The 18,494-nt window shown below is 63.3% G+C and carries 17 protein-coding genes; 9 read left to right on the forward strand and 8 right to left on the reverse strand.

Annotated features, from left to right (window positions below; translation table 11 throughout):
• The first annotated feature begins 167 nt into the window (after window positions 1–167).
• The 8 genes from ACVOMB_RS14950 (at window position 168) to ACVOMB_RS14985 (ending at window position 8,936) form a co-directional block, all read left to right on the forward strand.
• Window positions 168–1,064 carry an RNA polymerase sigma-70 factor gene (locus ACVOMB_RS14950; RefSeq protein ID WP_481531900.1) on the forward strand — a complete coding sequence of 299 codons (897 nt, stop codon included), beginning with the start codon at window positions 168–170 and terminating at the stop codon, window positions 1,062–1,064.
• A 36-nt stretch (window positions 1,065–1,100) separates the two neighbouring features.
• On the forward strand, window positions 1,101–1,550 hold the full coding sequence (locus tag ACVOMB_RS14955; protein WP_481531901.1) for a carboxymuconolactone decarboxylase family protein: 450 nt from the start codon (window positions 1,101–1,103) through the stop codon (window positions 1,548–1,550).
• 78 nt (window positions 1,551–1,628) lie between these two features.
• Window positions 1,629–2,273: a trimeric intracellular cation channel family protein gene (locus ACVOMB_RS14960; RefSeq protein WP_062166083.1), complete on the forward strand. Its 645-nt coding sequence runs from the start codon at window positions 1,629–1,631 to the stop codon at window positions 2,271–2,273.
• Between the two features lie 346 nt (window positions 2,274–2,619).
• On the forward strand, window positions 2,620–2,937 hold the full coding sequence (locus ACVOMB_RS14965) for a BON domain-containing protein (RefSeq protein ID WP_481531902.1): 318 nt from the start codon (window positions 2,620–2,622) through the stop codon (window positions 2,935–2,937).
• 70 nt (window positions 2,938–3,007) lie between these two features.
• On the forward strand, window positions 3,008–4,867 hold the full coding sequence (locus ACVOMB_RS14970; protein WP_481531903.1) for an ABC transporter ATP-binding protein: 1,860 nt from the start codon (window positions 3,008–3,010) through the stop codon (window positions 4,865–4,867).
• Window positions 4,868–5,138: 271 nt separating this feature from the next.
• On the forward strand, window positions 5,139–5,927 hold the full coding sequence (locus ACVOMB_RS14975) for a ferredoxin--NADP reductase (protein ID WP_303746558.1): 789 nt from the start codon (window positions 5,139–5,141) through the stop codon (window positions 5,925–5,927).
• A 112-nt stretch (window positions 5,928–6,039) separates the two neighbouring features.
• On the forward strand, window positions 6,040–8,448 hold the full coding sequence (locus tag ACVOMB_RS14980; protein WP_481531904.1) for an AAA family ATPase: 2,409 nt from the start codon (window positions 6,040–6,042) through the stop codon (window positions 8,446–8,448).
• Between the two features lie 110 nt (window positions 8,449–8,558).
• Entirely contained in the window at window positions 8,559–8,936 is a 378-nt protein-coding gene (locus ACVOMB_RS14985; protein ID WP_481531905.1) for a DUF6970 domain-containing protein, read from the forward strand.
• Between the two features lie 67 nt (window positions 8,937–9,003).
• On the opposite strand, the gene ACVOMB_RS14990 is transcribed toward ACVOMB_RS14985, so the two are convergent.
• Window positions 9,004–9,486 carry a glutathione peroxidase gene (locus ACVOMB_RS14990; RefSeq protein ID WP_481531906.1) on the reverse strand — a complete coding sequence of 161 codons (483 nt, stop codon included), beginning with the start codon at window positions 9,484–9,486 and terminating at the stop codon, window positions 9,004–9,006.
• Window positions 9,487–9,641: 155 nt separating this feature from the next.
• Here ACVOMB_RS14990 and ACVOMB_RS14995 point away from each other — a divergent pair, with 155 nt between their 5' ends.
• Window positions 9,642–11,813, forward strand: coding sequence for a M3 family metallopeptidase (locus tag ACVOMB_RS14995; RefSeq protein WP_481531907.1), 2,172 nt, complete (start codon window positions 9,642–9,644; stop codon window positions 11,811–11,813).
• A gap of 342 nt (window positions 11,814–12,155) precedes the next feature.
• Here the strand turns inward: ACVOMB_RS14995 and ACVOMB_RS15000 are convergent, their stop codons facing one another.
• The 7 genes from ACVOMB_RS15000 to ACVOMB_RS15030 form a co-directional block, all read right to left on the reverse strand.
• On the reverse strand, window positions 12,156–13,157 hold the full coding sequence (locus ACVOMB_RS15000) for an HlyD family secretion protein (RefSeq protein WP_481531908.1): 1,002 nt from the start codon (window positions 13,155–13,157) through the stop codon (window positions 12,156–12,158).
• 9 nt (window positions 13,158–13,166) lie between these two features.
• Window positions 13,167–13,364 carry a DUF1656 domain-containing protein gene (locus ACVOMB_RS15005; RefSeq protein WP_481531909.1) on the reverse strand — a complete coding sequence of 66 codons (198 nt, stop codon included), beginning with the start codon at window positions 13,362–13,364 and terminating at the stop codon, window positions 13,167–13,169.
• Window positions 13,354–15,498 carry an FUSC family protein gene (locus tag ACVOMB_RS15010; protein WP_481531910.1) on the reverse strand — a complete coding sequence of 715 codons (2,145 nt, stop codon included), beginning with the start codon at window positions 15,496–15,498 and terminating at the stop codon, window positions 13,354–13,356. The genes ACVOMB_RS15005 and ACVOMB_RS15010 overlap by 11 nt, the downstream gene beginning before the upstream one ends.
• Window positions 15,499–15,505: 7 nt before the next feature.
• The gene (locus ACVOMB_RS15015; protein ID WP_481531911.1) at window positions 15,506–16,000 is read right to left on the reverse strand and encodes a MarR family winged helix-turn-helix transcriptional regulator; all 495 of its coding nucleotides are present in this window, start codon (window positions 15,998–16,000) and stop codon (window positions 15,506–15,508) included.
• A 90-nt stretch (window positions 16,001–16,090) separates the two neighbouring features.
• Window positions 16,091–17,224 (reverse strand): cyclopropane fatty acyl phospholipid synthase, encoded by a 1,134-nt coding sequence (cfa, locus tag ACVOMB_RS15020; protein WP_481531933.1) that lies wholly within the window; start codon window positions 17,222–17,224, stop codon window positions 16,091–16,093.
• Entirely contained in the window at window positions 17,224–18,051 is an 828-nt protein-coding gene (locus tag ACVOMB_RS15025; protein ID WP_481531912.1) for a DUF3298 and DUF4163 domain-containing protein, read from the reverse strand. The genes cfa and ACVOMB_RS15025 overlap by 1 nt, the downstream gene beginning before the upstream one ends.
• A 60-nt stretch (window positions 18,052–18,111) precedes the next feature.
• Window positions 18,112–18,405, reverse strand: coding sequence for a GNAT family N-acetyltransferase (locus tag ACVOMB_RS15030; protein ID WP_481531913.1), 294 nt, complete (start codon window positions 18,403–18,405; stop codon window positions 18,112–18,114).
• Window positions 18,406–18,494: the final 89 nt, after the last annotated feature.

The raw sequence follows: 18,494 nt of genomic DNA on the forward strand, positions 1-18,494 counted from the left end.
GGGCGGGGGGGGGGGGGTGGTTTTTTTGGGCGCGCCCCCCCCCCCCCACACCGCCTCCACCCCAATTTTTTTCCGGCTGGGGCCCACCCCCCGCTCCTACAACAGCCGGGTCTTGTTCAGGCAAAGTGACGCTGTCACGCCAGCCCGCCCTGCGTCGTCCTGCCCGTATGAACACCGAAACCATCTTCCATACCCATCGCCCGCGCCTGCTGGCCCTGGCCTATCGCATGCTGGGCAGTCGCGCGGACGCCGAGGACGTGCTGCAGGACGCCTGGCTGCGCTGGGCTGGCAGCGACACCAGCGACATCCGTGACGCTGAGGCCTGGCTGGTCACCGCCACCACCCGGCTCAGCCTGGACCGCCTGCGCGCGGCCAAGCGGGAGCGCCAGCGCTATGTAGGCCCATGGCTGCCAGAACCTTTGCAGGTCGAACTGACACCAGACACCGGAGCGGACCCAGCGCAGATCCATGCCGTCGCCAACGAAGTCTCCTTCGCTTTCCTGACCTTGTTGGAACAACTGAGCCCGGACGAACGCGCCGCCTTCGTACTGAAGGAGGCCTTCGACCATGATTACCGCCAGATCGGGAGCTTGATCGGTCACAGCGAGGCCAATTGCCGGCAACTGGTACGCCGCGCCAAGCAGCGCTTGCAGGCTGGCGCGGCGCGCTTCCAGCCTGAGCCGGCGCAGCACCGGCAGCTGCTGCAGCGCTTCATGGAAGCGGCGCAACGCGGCGACAGCAGCACCATCCAGGCCCTGCTGCATGCCAACGCCACTGCGGTCTCCGATGGCGGCGGGCTGGTTACCGCCACCGTTCGCCCCTTGCTTGGCGCCGAACGTATCGGTCGCCTGTACTGGGCTATCGCCCGTCGTGGCGCCGCGCTGCCCGCGCAGCTTGGCTACGTCAACGGCGAGCCGGCGATCCTGCGCTTCGCCAGAGGAAAACTTGCTTCATTCACCACCATCGAAGTGGTGGATGGACGCATCGCAGCGCTGTACAGCGTGCTCAATCCAGAAAAATTGCCAGCGCTTGTCACGAGCAACCCCGCTGGTGCGTCCTTGTAACGAAAGACGGCCGTGGTGGCCGCCTGGAGAAACCTGATGTCCGCAACCACCTTCCCCCGCGTGCCCTATACCCGTCTGGCCGCCGACGCCTTCAAGGGCCTACTGGCCACCAGCAAGGCCGTGCATGACAGCTCGATCGAGCAGGAACTGCAGGAACTGTTGTTCCTGCGCGTATCGCAGATCAATGGCTGCGGCTATTGCATGGACATGCACGCCACCGCCCTGCGCAAGGCCGGCATCGAGCCGCGCAAGCTCGACACGCTGCCAGCATGGCACGAGAGCCGCTTCTTCGATGAGCGCGAGCGCGCTGCCCTAGGCTGGGCCGAGGCCATGACCCGCCTGCCGGACGGCGCGCCTTCGCAGGCTGCTTTCGACGCATTGAGGCCGCATTTCGATGACAAGGGCATCAGCGACCTGAGCATGGCCGTGGCGGTGATTAACGCCTGGAACCGACTCGGTGCCAGCCTGCTGCCGCCGTTGCCCTGAGCAACCCGGCAGTTGAAGGCCAGCACTCCGAGACCGGACTGATGGCCGCAGCCCGCGCCACACCGCACAATACGGCGCATGGGAACCCTTGTACTGATCCTCGACCTTATCGGCACCTTCGTCTTCGCCCTGTCCGGGGCGACCATGGGGGTGCGTCGGCGGCTGGATATCTTCGGCGTGCTGGTGCTGTCTTTCGCGGCGGCACTGGCCGGCGGCATCACCCGCGACCTACTGATCGGCGCTACCCCGGTGGCGGCAATCAGCGATTGGCGCTACCCGGCGATCACCTTGGCCGCAGGCATCGTCACCTTCTTCTGGGCGCCACTGATCGAGCGCATGCAGTACCCGGTGCGGATGTTCGATGCGATGGGGTTGGCTCTGTTTGCCGTGGCCGGCACGCAGAAGGCGCTGGCCTATGGCATTGATCCGCCGATGGCGGCTGCGCTGGGCATGTTGACCGGCATTGGCGGCGGCATTGCCCGTGATGTGTTGCTGGCGCAGGTGCCGCTGGTATTGCAGGCCGAGTTGTATGCAGTTGCTGCCCTGGCCGGTGCTGCCGTGGTTGCGGTGGGCTATTGGCTGGGGTTGCCGCCATTGCCTTGTGCGCTGGTTGGTGCCGGACTATGTTTTGGCTTGCGGATGATGGCGATGCATTTTGGTTGGCATCTACCGGTGGCACTGCAGTCGTCTGAACCGCCTCCGCCGGAAGGGCCACGCAGTTGAGGTAGAGGACTGGCGGTTGGCGCCTGCCTTTTGCCTTTTGCCTCCCGCTCTTATGCCGTCATTCCCGCGAAGGCGGGAATCGCTCCTGCATTTGAATTTGCCGTTGCCGTTGCCGTTGCACTTTCCTGCGAGTCCCCGCCCATTGCCGGGATAGAAGCAGTGCAAGAGCGATTCCCGCCTTCGCGGGAATGACGGCACAAGCAGGAGCACAAGCCAAAGCCATAGCACCCCTCCCCGGCCCTCCCCTTGCCTTCGGCAAAGGGAGGGAGCGAAGCCAAGCCCCCGGTAACGCCAAACTCACACTGCATCGGCGATCTTGAGAGTCCCGCTTCAACAGGACCTAACCATGTCCGCAGAACGCTCCGATACCCTGATCGGCGATGAAGTCGTCCGTACCCTCGGCCAGCAGGCCCAGACGTCGCAGGTACTGGCTCAGGTCAAGGATGGCCAGGTGACCTTGTCCGGCGATGTTCCCAGCGCCGAGGTCAAGCACAAGGTCGAGACCGTTGTCGCTGCCATTGAAGGCGTGCGCAAAGTGACCAGCCACCTTCATGTAGACAGCGGCAAGCGTTCCTTCGGCGTGCCCGGCGAAGCAGTGCGCGACAACCCCGACGGCCGCGATGACGCGCAGATGGGCGATATCGATCTGGGCAAGGACGGTTGAGTACGCCAATACACCGGGGCCAGCGCATTTGCAGGTAACCTGAACCCGCATTTCGCCGCTTGAGTCATCCATGCCACACCCCGAGCCAGCTCCCGCCAAGAAACCCAGCTTCCGCGAGCGCGTGGACGCCATGCGCAACCTGCCTCCATTCCTGCGGCAGGTGTGGCAGACCAGCCGCTGGCTGACCATCACCAGCCTCGGCCTGCGCCTGATCCGCGCACTGATGCCGGTGGTGATGCTGTACGTGGGCAAGCTGATCATCGATGAAGCGGTGCGGCTTGCTGGCGCCGGTCCGATGCCGCCGCTGGGCGAGGCGTTCTCCAGCGGCCACCTCAATACCTTGCTTGAGCTGCTGTTGCTGGAACTGGCCATCGCGATTGGCTCTGATCTGCTTGGCCGGCTCATCAACTACGCCGATTCGCTGCTCTCCGAGCTGTTCACCAACGCCACCAGTGTGCGGTTGATGGAGCACGCCGCTGAACTCGATCTGGAGGACTTCGAAGACCCCGACCTGCAGGACAAACTGGACCGCGCCCGCCGCCAGACCATGGGCCGCATGAGCCTGATGAGTCAGCTGTTCGGCCAGGTGCAGGACACCATCACCGTCATCAGCTTTGCCGCAGGGTTGATCGTCTACGCACCGTGGCTGATCGTGCTGTTGGCGATTGCCTTGATCCCGGCCTTCATCGGCGAGTCGCACTTCAACACGCTGGGCTATTCGCTCAACTTCAGCTGGACGCCCGAGCGCCGCCAGCTCGACTACCTGCGTCAGGTCGGCGCCAGCGTGGAAACGGCCAAGGAGGTGAAGATATTCAACCTCAACCGTTTCCTGATCGACCGCTACAAGCTCCTGGCCGAGCGCTTCTACAAGGCCAACCGTGCGCTGGCCCGCAAGCGTGCGATCTGGGGCACGCTGCTGGCCGCGTTGGGCACCTTGGGCTATTACGCCGCCTATGGCTATATCGCCTGGCGAACCATCCGCGGTGACTTCAGCATCGGCGACCTGACCTTCCTGTCCGGCAGCTTCCTGCGCCTGCGCCAATTGCTGGAAGGTCTGCTCACCGGCTTCTCGCAGGTCGCCGGGCAGGCGCTGTACCTGGATGACCTGTTCTCGTTCTATGCCATCGAGCCGGAGATCCGCTCGCGTCCGGATGCCATCGCCATACCGCGGCCGATCCGCGAAGGCTTCGTGTTCGACAACGTCGGTTTCCGTTACCCCGATGCCGAGCGCTGGGCGGTACGCAATCTGAGTTTCCATCTGCAGGCTGGCGAAGTTATTGCACTAGTTGGCGAGAACGGCGCCGGCAAGACCACCCTGGTCAAGCTGCTGGCACGCCTGTACGACCCGGACGAAGGCCGCATCCTGCTCGATGGCCGCGACCTGCGCGACTACGACCTCGACGACCTGCGCGCCAACATGGGCGTGATCTTCCAGGACTTCGTGCGTTATCACCTGTCCGCTGGCGAGAACATCGGGGTCGGCCTGGTCGAGTCTATGTACGACAAGGAACGCATCCAGAATGCAGCGCGGCGCGCCCTGGCCGATGAAGTCATCGACGCACTACCCAATGGTTATGAGCAGCTGATCGGCCGTCGCTTCAAGACTGGTGTGGACCTGTCCGGGGGCCAGTGGCAGAAGATCGCCATCGCCCGCGCCTATATGCGCGATGCGCAGGTGATGATCCTCGACGAACCGACTGCCGCACTGGATGCGCGTGCCGAGTTCGAGGTATTCCAGCGTTTCAAGGAGCTCTCGGACAACCGCACTGCCGTGCTGATCTCGCATCGTTTCTCGTCGGTACGCATGGCCGATCGTATTCTGGTGCTGGCTGACGGCCGCATTGAAGCCAGCGGCACCCACGAAGAGCTGATGATCGAAGGCGGCCGCTATGCGGAGCTGTTCGAGCTGCAGGCAGCGGGATATAGGTAAGCAACTGTAGTGCCGAGCCATGCTCGGCAGGGGCTTTCCCAGCAAAAAGCCCCCCCTCCCCAGCCCTTCCCTTGGCCTGCGGCCAAAGGGAGGGAGCGTAGTGGGGGGGGGGGGGGGCCGGGGGGGCGGGCGCGGCAGGCACGACCCCCCCCCCCCCCCCCCCCCACCCCCCCCCCCCCCCCCCAAATACGACACCTCGGTCAAATGAGATTCATTCCCATCTAATGGAAATCGGCTAGAATAGTCGAGTCTCCAATCTACGAATCACGGCATGTCTTCCGCTTTTGGCGCCGAAACGGTGCTTGAAGTCCGTCATTGGACGGACGCCTACTTCAGCTTCTCCACCACCCGTGACAGCGGCTTCCGCTTCGAGAATGGCCAGTTCGTGATGATCGGGCTGGAAAACGAAAACGAAGGCGCCCGCCCGGTGTTGCGTGCCTATTCCATCGCCAGTGCCAACTGGGAAGAGCAACTGCACTTCTTCAGCATCAAGGTGCAGGAAGGTGCGCTGACCTCGCGTCTGCAGCACCTCAAGCCCGGCGACAAGGTATTGGTCGGCAAGAAGCCCACCGGCACCCTGCTGATCAGCGATCTGCACCCGGGCAAGAACCTCTATCTGTTGGGCACCGGTACCGGCCTGGCGCCGTGGTTGAGCGTGGTCAAGGACCCGGAAACCTACGAGCGCTTCGACAAGGTGATCGTCTGCCACGGCGTGCGCTACGAGAAGGACCTCGCCTACCGCGAGTACTTCGAGCAGGAGCTGCCGAACGACGAGATCCTCGGCGATATCGTCCGCGACAAGCTGCTGTATTACCCGGCCGTCACCCGCGAGCCTTTCCCCAACCAGGGCCGCCTGACCTCGCTGATGGAAAGCGGCCAGATGCAGGAGGCACTCGGCTTGCCGCAGCTGGACCCGGCCAACGACCGCTTCATGATCTGCGGCAGTCCGCAGATGCTGGCCGACCTGCGCACCGTGCTGGACGCGCGTGGCTTTGAGGTCTCCACGCGCATCGGTACCCCGGGCCACTATGTGTTCGAGCGCGCCTTCGTCGAGAAGTAAGACCTGTAGGGGTTTTACCGACCATTGGCCGCTATGAACCCTGACCCTGATGGCGTAGCGTAACGGCCGGATCGCACTGATCCGGCCGTTTTCAGTTCAGGGGAAAGGATTCATGGTTTCAAGTAGTTCCCGCAGCAGCTTCATCGACAACCAGCGCAGCGTGCTGCTCGACGAGCTGGCGCAATGCCAGCAACGTACCGAGACCGCAAAGCAGGCGATGGGCGCTGCCTACCCCGCCGCATGCCAGGCAGCGCAGACGATGCGCCCAGTGTTCGAAGAGGGTCTGGCGCAGGCGCGCCGCACTACCCTGCAACAAGGCCGCAAAGGCAGCTGGGGCCCAGCACTGAGTCTGCGCGCCACCTTGGGCACCGGCGGTATCCGCACCGTGGCCTGGTTGCTACTGCTCGGCAGCCTGGTGCTGTACGGGCCGGTGCGCAATTTCTGTGGCCAGCTGTCGCAGAGCCTGCCCTTCCCGGTCAGCCTGCTGTTCCTGTTGTTCGTCTTCATACCGCCGGGTTTGGTGCTGTACGCAGCGTTGGTCTGGCTGGGCCGCTACCGTGTATCCAAGCGCAATGCCGCAGCCGGCTTGGCCTCGATCGATGCACTGGGCAAGCGTCAGCTGCAGCTGCACGCCTTCGGCAAGAAGCACGACGATGGCCGAAGCCACCCCTACCCCGTCGTCCGCGCGCCTGCACCTTCGGTGGAAAAGATGGGCAACAAATGGCAACTCGGTGACAAGCACGACAACTCCAATGCGGTGATGGTCGGCATGAACACCGATATCGCCACCGATAAAGATCCGGACTTCTTCATACGCCTGCCGATCAACGGCCACCCCGCTGGTTTTGTGCGGGTGCGCGCCGACGTCGACGAGCACTTCAACACCTGGAGCCCGCTCGCTGCCGAGCTGGCACCGATGCTGACGCCGCTGGCCCAGCCCATCCTCGACCTGCAGGCACTGAGCGCGCCCTATGAGCGTGAGTTGCAACTGCAGCAGTCGCTGCTGACCCGGCTGGCCTCGCTGGACAAGCTGGAAGCCAACTGGAAGGACGTCGCCATCCCGGAGCAGACCCTGGAGCAGGTGATCAAACTGGTGGACCGCTTTGCTGCCGGCACCCCGCCGCTGCCCAAGGGCATGTTGCTGTGGGGACCACCCGGCACAGGTAAAACCCTGATCGCGCGCAAGCTGGCCGAGCACGTGGACTGCAACTTCGTCGCCGTGACCATCGCCGATCTGAAAGGCGAACACATCGGCCACACCGGTCCCAAGGTCAAGAAGATCTGGGAAGACGCGCGCAGCAAGGGCCCAACCATCCTGTTCGTGGACGAATGCGAAAGCGCCTTCGCCCGCCGCGGCAGCCGCGACACCGACAATTTCGGCAACGAACTGGTGCAGACCTTCATCGCCGAATGGGATGGTTTCAACCAGGGCAGCGGCAACGTGCTGGTGATTGGTGCCACCAATCGCCAGGAGTTGATCGATGATGCGGTGCTATCGCGCTTCACCGTCTCCATCGAGCTGGCCGCGCCCAATGCCGAGGCGCGCGAGCGCATCCTGCTGGCCGAGTTCGGCAAGGCCCAGCTGGCATTGCCGGTAACCGAAGCATTGGTGCGCGAAACCGCCGGCATGTCCGGCCGCGACCTGTCCACCCTGATCACCAGCGTGGTCTCCACCCACCCGGCCGGGCGCCCTGCGCAAAGCGACTTCAGCGCTGCCATCGCACGCCTGCGCGGCAAGAGCTCCACCTCGGTGCAGACTCTGGGCTGGGACGATGTGATCGTGCCAGCGAGCACCCGTGCCGAGTTCGAAAGCCTCGGCAAGGAACTGCTGCACGCCGAGGAATTGGCGCGGATGAACATCCCGGTGCCACGCGGCATCCTGCTGTACGGCCCACCCGGCACCGGCAAGACCCAGATCGCACGCGTACTGGCCAGCCAGTCCGGGCTGTCCTTCATCGCTGCCTCGTCGGCGGAGATCAAGGGCCAGTTCCTCGGCGACGGCGGCGCGCGGGTCAAGCAGCTGTTCGAGAAAGCCCGTGCACAGGCACCGTGCATCGTCTTCCTCGATGAGATCGACACCATCGCCCCGCCGCGTGGCAGCGGCAACTCGGACAAGTTGAACGCCGAGATCGTCGCCCAGTTGCTGCAGGAACTGGACGGCATCAGCACCAAGCAAGGACAGGTATTCCTGCTTGCCGCCAGCAACCACCTGGACGCCATCGACAGCGCCCTGCTGTCGCGGTTGGAGCGCAAGATCCAGATCGGCCTGCCCGATGTGGACGCACGCGCGGCAATCCTGCGCCTGCAGCTGGCCGGCAAGCCGCTGGATTTTGCCGTGGACGAGGTGCTGGGCACTCTGGCGGCCGCTACCGAAGGCAGCTCGGGCCGGGACCTGCAGTCACTGGTCACCGCCGCCACCCGCCGCGCCCTGCAACGGGCCATGGCCGAACATGGCGACCCAACCAAGGTGCAGCTGCAACAGAAGGACCTGTTGGACGAAGCGGAGACTGATCCGGTCTAATTACCATCGCCCGGCGCCAATCAGCGCCGGGCACTCTTTGACACCTCAGCAACAAGCCAAATGCCTTGTGCGCGATTTGAGATCGTCCATCTGTCAGCTGGGGTACGAGCATGAATCCGCGACTATTTCTGATCTTGCTTGGTTTATCCGCTACCAACACCTGCTTTGCGGAAGACCCTCCGCCTTTCGTCAGCGCACTGATCAAACAATTTGAGTCAGCCGCGCCCAGCGCGAGTCCCGGCTCGATCTGGCGCTATCAGTACGGTCGGCGCACGGTGTACTTCGTACCCATGGGGCGCTGCTGTGACTATCCGAGTGAGTTGTACGAGCGAAATGGGCAGCGAATCTGCTTCCCCAACGGCGATTTGTCAGGCAGCGGAGATGGTAAGTGCCGCGACTTCTTCCAGCAGCGAACTGCCGGCGCCAGGATCTGGCATGACCCACGAACAGTCCCGGTAAACGCAGCACCGGTGACGGTGCGCCCATGACTCGCCGCCCGGAAACCTCACCAAGCAAGGCCCGCTTCTCAACTCAAACTGATCCCGACACCATTCTTCAGCCCAGCGCTGCCCGGATATCGGCTTCCAGCGCCTCCGGGCGCGCAGTTGGTGCATAGCGGGCAATGACCTGGCCGTTGCGGCCAATCAGGAATTTGCTGAAATTCCATTTGATCGCGGCAATGCCAAGCGCGCCGCGCTTCTGCCGCTGCAGCCACTGCCATAGCGGATCAGCGTCGGCACCGTTGACCTTGAGCTTGGCCGACAACGGGAAGCTGACGCCGTAATTGATGCTGCAGAAATCCTGGATGGCGGCCGCATCGCCCGGCTCCTGATGGCCGAACTGGTCGCAGGGGCAACCCAGCACCACCAGCCCCTGCGGGCCCAACTGCTGCCACAGCTGCTCCAGCCCTTCGTACTGCGGGGTGAAACCGCACTTGGAAGCGGTATTGACGATCAGCAACGCCTTGCCGTCAAACGCAGCCAGCGGCAGCGGACGGCCGTCCAGCGCGGTCAGCTCGAAATCAAAGGCATTGGGCATGGCGCGACTCCTGACAGAAGCGTCAGCGTACGCCATCACGGCGTCAACGGCATGCAAGATGTGGCCTTTCAGCGCAACCATGCCATTCGACACACCCATGCGGGCGCGCCTGCAGGTACCCTGAAAGATCAGTCTTTTTTACCGGAGTTTCCGCCTTGAACACCCGTCTCGCCCTCGCCCTTGCCGCGACCCTGGGTCTTGCCCTGCCGGCTTACAGCCAGGCCGCAACCGCTGCGACCACCCAGTCGGCCCAGCAGGCCAATCCGTTCTTCGCTGAGAGCCCGCTGCCGCTGCACTACCCGCAGTTCGACAAGATCAAGGACGCCGACTTCGCGCCTGCTTTCGACGCCGGCATGGCGCAGCAGCTGCAGGAAGTGGAAGCGATCGCCAACAACCCGGCCGCGCCCACCTTTGAAAACACCCTGATCGCGCTGGAAAACAGCGGCGCCGTGCTCGACCGCGCCACCACTGTGTTCTTCTCGCTGATCGGCGCCGACACCAACGACGCACGCAAGAAGCTGCAGGGCGACTACTCGGCCAAGTTCGCCGCGCACAGCGACGCCATCAACCTCAACGGCAAGTTGTTCGCTCGCATCGAGACCCTGTACAACAACCGCGCCAAGCTGGGCCTGGATGCTGAGAGCCTGCGTCTGGTCGAGAAGTACCGCGACAACTTCGTCCGCGCCGGTGCCAAGCTGGGCGACGCCGACAAGGCCAAGCTCAAGGCGATGAACGCCGAGCTGGCCAACCTGGGCACCAAGTTCAGCCAGAACGTGCTGGCCGAGGTCAACGCTTCCTTCATCGTGGTTGATGACGTCAAGCAGCTGGACGGCCTGTCGGCCGAGCAGATCGCTGCCGCTGCCGAAGCCGCCAAGGCCCGCAAGCTGGATGGCAAGTACGTCATCGCCCTGCTCAACACCACCGGCCAGCCGCCGCTGACCAACCTGGCCAACCGCGAACTGCGCCAGAAGATCTACGAAGCCTCGGTCTCGCGTGGCAGCAAGGGTGGCGAGTACGACAACACCGCACTGGTGTCGCGCATCATGACCCTGCGCGCCGAGAAGGCCGCACTGATGGGCTTCCCGAACTTCGCTACTTATTCGCTGGGCAACCAGACCGCCAAGACCCCGGAAGCAGTCAACGCGATGCTGGGCCAGCTGGCTCCGGCCGCCGTCACCAACGCCAAGCGCGAAGCAGCTGACCTGCAGGCGATGATCGACAGCGAGCAGAAGGCCGCCGGCAAGCCGACGTTCGAACTGCAGCCGTGGGACTGGGCCTTCTACAGCGAGAAGGTGCGCCAGGCCAAGTACAACTTCGACGAATCGCAGCTCAAGCCCTACTTCGAGCTGAAGAACGTGCTGGAGAACGGCGTGTTCTTCGCCGCCGGCAAGGAATTCGGCCTGAGCTTCAAGCAGCGCACCGACCTGCCGGTCTACCACGACGACGTCACCGTCTATGACGTGTTCGATGCCGATGGCAGCCAGCTGGCCATCTTCATCTTCGATCCGTATGCACGCGAATCCAAGCGTGGCGGTGCATGGATGAATGCCTATGTGTCGCAGTCGGGCCTGACCGGCGACAAGCCGGTGGTTGCCAACCACCTCAACATCCCCAAGCCGCCGGCCGGCAAGCCGACCCTGCTGACCTGGGACGAAGTGACCACCACCTTCCACGAGTTCGGCCATGCGCTGCACGGCATGTTCTCGGACGTGAAGTACCCGTACTTCGCCGGCACCGCGGTGCCGCGTGACTTCGTCGAGTTCCCCTCGCAGGTGAACGAGATGTGGTCCGACGAGCCGACCATCCTGGCCAACTACGCCAAGCACTACCAGAACGGTTCGGCGATGCCGCAGGCGCTGCTGGACAAGGTGATTGCTGCGTCCAAGTTCAACCAGGGCTTTGCCACCACCGAATACCTGGGCGCCGCGATGCTGGACCAGAACTGGCACCAGATCGGTGTTGGCCAGATCCCGGCACCGAAGGACGTGATGAAGTTCGAGCATGAAGCGCTGGTCAAGGACGGCATCTATTACGCGCCGGTCCCGCCGCGTTACAAGACCCCGTACTTCAGCCACATCATGGGCGGCTACTCGGCTGGCTACTACGCCTACATCTGGTCGGAAGTACTGGATGCCAACACCCAGAAGTGGTTCCGCGAGAATGGTGGCCTGTCGCGCGCCAACGGCGACCACTTCCGCAAGACCCTGCTGTCCAAGGGCGGCAGCGTCGATGCGATGGAGCTGTTCCGCAACTTCGCCGGCCATGAGCCGCAGATCGAGCCGCTGCTGGAGAAGCGTGGTTTAACCACCGGTGCTGCAGCCAAGTAAGCGGTCGCTGGTTTTGATGGAAAGAAAACGCCCGGCTTTGCCGGGCGTTTTCTTTTGCTTCGTGCAACCAGATCAAGAGCTCCCCTCATCCGCCCTTCGGGCACCTTCTCCCGCACGCGGGAGAAGGGAGCATGCCGGTGCTGCGGGGCTCTGACGCATTGCTTGTGCTCACGCATTGCGCGGCGAGCCATCAGCGCAAGCAAAAGCCAGCAGTCCCTTCTCCCGCTTGCGGGAGAAGGTGCCCGGAGGGCGGATGAGGGGGCCTTGCGCTTCTGGCTTCTGGCTTCGTGCTTCTGCTTTGTGTTTCCAGCTTCCGGTCAGCATAAAGCCCCTGCCCAATCCCTACCGCCCACGCTCCACAATCACCGTAGCGGTCATGCCATTGGCCAACACAACACCCTTCGCAAGCGAACCCGCATCCAACTTGATCCGCACCGGAATCCGCTGCGCCAAGCGCACCCAGTTGTAGGTTGGATTTACATTCGCAAGCAGATCACTGCCGGTCGGACTATCCGCGTCGGTGATGCCGTGCGAAATGCTTTCGATATGCCCATGCAGCTCCTGCCCGCTCATCAGCTGCACGCGCGTACCGTCACCCACATGCAGCTGCGCCAGCTTGGTCTCTTCGAAATAGCCGTAGACCCAGAACGAATCGGTATCGATCACCGCCAGCTTGGCCGCACCAGCTGTGGCGTAATCACCCTGCCGCACTTCCAAATTGGTCACATAGCCATCCACCGGCGCACGCACCTGGGTGCGTTCGAGATTCAACTCGGCCGTATCCAAGGCCGCCTGCGCTTGCTCCACCGCGGCCAATGCCTGCTGCTGCGAGGCATTGGCTTGTTGGCGACTGGCCTGCGCCTGCGCCACACCGGCACGCGCAGCCTGTGCGGCACTAAGCGCATCGGTACGCGCTTCTTCGGAGATCAAACTGCCAGTGATGCGCTGACGACGTTCGTACTGCTGCTCGTAGCGACTGGCGTTGGCGCTTTGCTGCGCAGCACCGGCTGCTGCAACCTGGATGCTGGCACCCGCTGCGCGTGCTGATGCCTGCGCGGCAGCCAGATTGCCGCGTGCCTGATTCAAGGCGTTCAGGTAGCGCGCCGGGTCGATCTGGTACAGCACATCACCGTGCTTCACCAGTTGGTTGTCGCGCACCGCAACCGCGCTCACCGGCCCGGATACATCCGGCGCTACCCGCACCACTTCGGCACGCAGGCGGCCTTCGCGGGTCCACGGCGAATACATGTAATGACGCCACATCGCCATCGCGATCAGGGCGGCAATCACCACTGCAACCGCAGTGATGGAGAAACGAAGAATGGATTGGACTTTGGGGGTCATGGGAAGTTCTCAGAACAGCAGCAGGCCGAAGCCACCAAACAAGCAGATGAAGATCGCGGTACGGAACAAGGCCGGGTGCCAGACATTGCGATACCAGCCACGACGACCGGCCAGCGTGTCCAATACCCACAGCACGATGCAGACCACGGCGAACAACAACAGCAGGCCGGGAAACAGAGTTCCCGCGAACGCGATTTCAATGGGCATGACGCGGGGTCTCCTGGCTTGATTCAAGTGACGTGATATAGGTCGCCATCACCGAGCTGTCATCCACCATGGCCAGGCGCACCAAGCGCAGGTGCAGCAGCACGCGGGCTGCAACCCCGCCCTCCTTGGCCTCGCTGCGGGCTAGCTCGATGGCAGCAGTCAGTACACGGTCGGCGCGCTGCCATGCCTGTGCACTGGGCGCTGCAAAGAATCCAGACAGCGCCAGCACCACCTCGTCCACACGCTGATGCAGCTGTGTAGACACCGGCTCGTGGGCGACGTCCTGGCGCAGATGGATCACCGCACGACCAGTCTCATTGACCGCCAAGGCCCATGCCAGCTGGGCGCGTGATTCCTCGCTACCCGCAGCGGTGTGGGCGACGATCTGGTGCAACAGGTCGCTACTGATGCTTTCAAAGCGATGTTGCAGGCCCCGCAGCGGCGCCTGCGCAGCCATGCCTACCTGCGCGCGCAGACCGGCCATCTGTCGCCGCCGTAACCAGGCCGTGCCTACCAACGCCGGTATCAGCGCGAAACTCAGCACCGCCGCCCCCATCCCGATTATCAGTGAGGTTCCCTCATTGAAAAACCGCACCGGATCGAACACATGCACGCTACCAATGGCCAGGACGTTGACCAGGCCCATCGTGTAACCCAACCCGAATACCGCAAGCTTGGGGCGGCTGGTCATGTAGGGGCCAACCACGAAGAACGGCAACAAGCCGGCGACCAGCAGGGTGAAACCCTCCATCCGGGTCAACACCATGTAGTCGCAGAAATAGGCCGCCAGCACACCGACCAGAAACCCCCACGCCACCTTGCCAGTCATCTGCGCAGCATTGGGCATGGTCGCAAACAGGCCCGAGAATATGGTCGCCAAAAGCATTACATTCACCGCCATCGCCCAACCGCTGGCGGCCCACAACGCGCCCAGCACCAGCATGGTGATGGCAGTGCGGGTGAACGCCACCGCGGCACCGAGATAATCATTGCCACGGATGAAGTGCGCACGCGCATCTTCCTCGGTCGGCGCCACCTGTAGAGTCAGCTGCCGACGTGCATGCACGTACTGTTCAAGCTCCTTGACGAAGCGCCGCAACAACTGTGCACCTACATCGAAGTCCTCTACCGGTGCAGCACCGCTCAGTTCTCTGCGCAATTGGGCAGCACGCGCCGCCAGGCTTTTACGCACCTCGTGGATCTGCTCGGCCAGCTGCGCGGGCGACCGCTCGCTCGACTGCAGGGCCGCACCCAGCGGCTGGTACAACGTCTGCAAGGCCTGGCCGGCAGCTGGATCTGGTTGACGCAGCAGACGATTGATCAGATGGTGCAGTGACTGGAAGCTGGTCGATGCCGCCATGAAACGCTGGTTGAAGCGCTGTAGATGCGCACTGCGCGCTCGCGCTTCACCGTCCTCGAAGATCACCGAACTGCGCAGATCCTCCAGCGCCACAGCGTCACGCACCACACGTAGATGGGCCTGCTCCATGCGCTCACGCGGCACCTCGCCAAGCAGGGCGCCACGCATGAAACCCAGGAAATTCCCGTACTGATTGTTCACCGCTGTACGCAAGGTGTCGCGCAGGCGCACTGGAAACATCGTGTCACTGATCACCGCAGTCACCAGCAGGCCCAACAGCACTTCGCTGATGCGTGCCACCGCCGAATCGAAGACCTGCCCCGGATGGGTGGAGATCACCGGCAAGGCGACGATGGCCGCGGTGTAGCCTGCCAGCACGAAGGCATAGGATTTGAAGTTGCGATGCAAGGTGGCCCCGGCAGTACAGCCGGCAATCCACAGCGCCATCAGCAGCAGGAACGGCTCGCGCTGTTGTGGAAACAAGCCCACGATCAACAGCGCACCGGCCGCACCTACAAAGGTGCCAAGTACTCGGTAAAAGGCCTTTGCCAGCACCATGCCGCTTTGCCGGTGCATGACGATGACCGTGGTCATCATTGCCGTGCCCGGCTGCGGCAACTGCAGGCGCATCGCCAACCAACCGGTCAGGAAGAACGCCACGGTCGTGCGCAGCACGAACAGCCAGGTATCGGCCTCGCCCTTGAGGAAGCCGCGCATGCCTGCGTACCAAGGCTCTGCAAGCTGCGGGCTTGCTGATGTCGGGGTTGCTGACATGATGTATTCAGCCCGCCTCGATGCCGTCCAGCATCTTTTTCAGCAGGCGCTCGAGCTGGTGCTGCTCGCCCTCGTCCAGGCCTTGCACCTGCATGACCAGCAGCTCCGCCATCTTCGGCAACAGGTTCTGTATGCGGGCAAGACCGGCCGCGGTCAGGTGCAGGCCCAACTTGCGCCGGTCAGTGGTGTCGGGAATCCGCTCCAGCAGGCCCTTGTTGCACAGCTGATCGGTGAGCCGGGTGATGTTGGCCGACTTTTCGGTGGCGGCTTCGGCCAGTTCCGACGGCGTCAGCGGGTGATCCGGCGTGCCGTACAACATCATCAGGATGTTGTATTCGGCGTGACTGAGATCGAAATCACGCAGCACTGCATTGGCGCGATCGTGGACCGTCTTGTAGATACCCTTGACCAGACGCACCAGTACCGCCGGTTCACGCGGAAACCCGGGCCAGCGGGCGCAGGTGGCATCAATCCGGGTTTCGGTCGCGTCGAAGCTGCTCATGGGCTATCCGGCTCATCCAAGAATGAGGCAGATAATACACATGTGTAATATAAACTTATAAAACAGTTTTGCGGTTACAGCGTTCCATGTTCAGCGTGGCGCCAGATAACCCTCCCGAACCCCGCGCGGCGACAACAGCAATTGCCACAGCTGCGAGTGGCGGGTGCGGAAGGTCGCCATAGAGGCGGCCAGGTAGAAGCGCCACATGCGCCGAAAGCGCTCGTCGTAACGCGCGTCCAGCTGCTCCCAGGCTGCTTCGACGTTGTCACGCCAGGCACGCAGGGTGCGGTCGTAGTCGGTGCCGAAGTTATGCCAGTCCTCCAGCACGAACAGCCCTTCCATCGCATGGGTGATCTGCGCGGCCGAAGGCAGCATGGAGTTCGGGAAGATGTATTTGGCGATCCACGGGTCGGTGCGGTCGCGGCTGACGTTGGTGCCGATGCTGTGCAGCAGGAACAGGCCCTGTTCGCCCAGACAGCGCCGGGCAACCTCGAAGTAGCTGCGGTAGTTCTTGACCCCGACATGCTCGAACATACCCACCGAGAAGACGGCGTCGAAGTGCTCGTCCAGCTCGCGATAATCCTGCAGGCGTACCTCCACCGGCAACCCGGCACACAATTCGCGGGCAAACTCAGCCTGCTCCTGCGAGATGGTCACGCCCACGCCCTGCACACCGTAGCGCTCGGCCGCGAACTTCAGTGCCTCGCCCCAGCCACAGCCGATATCCAGCACGCGCATGCCCGGCTGCAGGCCAAGCTTGCGGCAGATCAGCTCGAGCTTGGCTTCCTGTGCGTCATCCAGATTGCCGGCATTGCGCCAGTACCCACAGCTGTAAACCAGCCGCTTGCCGAGCATGGCCCGGTACAGATCGTTGCCAAGGTCGTAATGACGCTTGCCGACCTCGTAGCTGCCCTGCCCGCTCTGCAGGTTGAACAGCTTGGCCTTGAGCGCATCCCAGACCTCGCCACCGCCATGCACGCGCTCATCAAGCCGCGCGTCGAGCAGGTGGGTGAGCAGGCCATCCAGCGAATGCGCCTGCCACCATCCTTCCATATAGCTCTCGCCCAGCCCGAGCGAGCCGTCGGCCAGCACCCGCGCATAAAAGCGCGGGTCGAGGATGTCCAGGTCCTGCGCCCTATCACCACCCGGGGTGATATCGGCCTCGTGCAGCAGTGCTTCCACACGTCGTTGCAGCCCTGCATCCATCACTGACCTCCTGTGTATCAGGGGTGTGCGAACAACCCCTGGTAAGCCGCCGCCACATGCGGCAACAACACCGCCGCTGGCACATCCACCGTCTGCGTGCCATCCGAATACGGCCCCACCTGATAGGGCGGGAACACGAAACGCAGCGCCGATATCTTGCCCGCCGCATCCAGCACCGGCTGGAACTGGCCGAAGTTGGTGGCGTCGGCGGTGGTGCCTTCGTCGATCATCTTGGACAGGTTGCGGACCTGGGCCTGCTGCTCTTCCGGCGACATGTCCTCGCCCTGGGCACGCACCGTAGCCTGCTCCAGCAGCTTGTCCTCGGTGAAATCACTGATCGCCTGCCAGCCCTTGGCCGAGGTGATCAGGTCTTCAGCCTTGAGCAACTGCTGCTGCTCGGGCAGCCATACAAAACGGGCCACCAGCGGCTGGCCGTGGGCGCCACCGGTATAGCTGCTGCCATCGGCGGAAACAGCGACCACCGCAGGCGATTCCACCAGCATGTCGAAGGCCAGTGACAGTTCATACGGTGCGGTCGGCTTGTCGTTGCCGAGCTCGGCAACCGACTTCAACAGGTCGGCCTTGGCGTGGCCGGCATAGTCACTCAACGCATTGGCCAGGCCCGGGTACTTGGCGGCAGCCGGCGGGTAGCTGATACCAATGACGTAGCTAGGGGTGTTTTCAATCACATCGCGCAGATCGGCTGCCGCAGGAGCGACCGCAACCGGTGCCTGCACCGGTTCCGCGGCCGGTGCGCCTGGCGCACCTTGCTCATCCTGCTTGCAACCAGCCAATGCCAACAGCAATACCGCTGCAGCAGACGATCCCCGTACCAACCTGTTCATGCCCTGTCATCCCTTGGATTTTGTGCGGCCGCCCGGTCGGGCTTGGCCATGCCAGCGGAATTATCCCAGCAGGTCCGCGTATTCGCCATGCCGTTGCATGAAAGTCGCGGCATAGGCGCAGGCCGGTATCACCTTCCAGCCAACTGCACGCGCATGCTCCAGCGCGAAGCGGGTCAATGCTGCGGCAATGCCGCGGCCGCCGATGGCCTCGGGCACCCCGGTATGGGTGATGACCATGACCCCATCGTCCAGCTCGTAATCCAGTACGGCGCGCTGGCCATCGACCAGGGTCTGGAACCGGCTTGCGGCTGCATCATGTTCGATGTCCGGGACTGACGGCGTGTTCAAGCTCATGGCTACTCCTGCGGAACGCGGTGGATTCGATGAAAGCGGCGTGATGACGCGGCCGATTAGTCAGAAGCGCCGCTTTACGTCACTTTCCG

The organism is Stenotrophomonas sp. STEN018 (genome assembly GCF_056760235.1).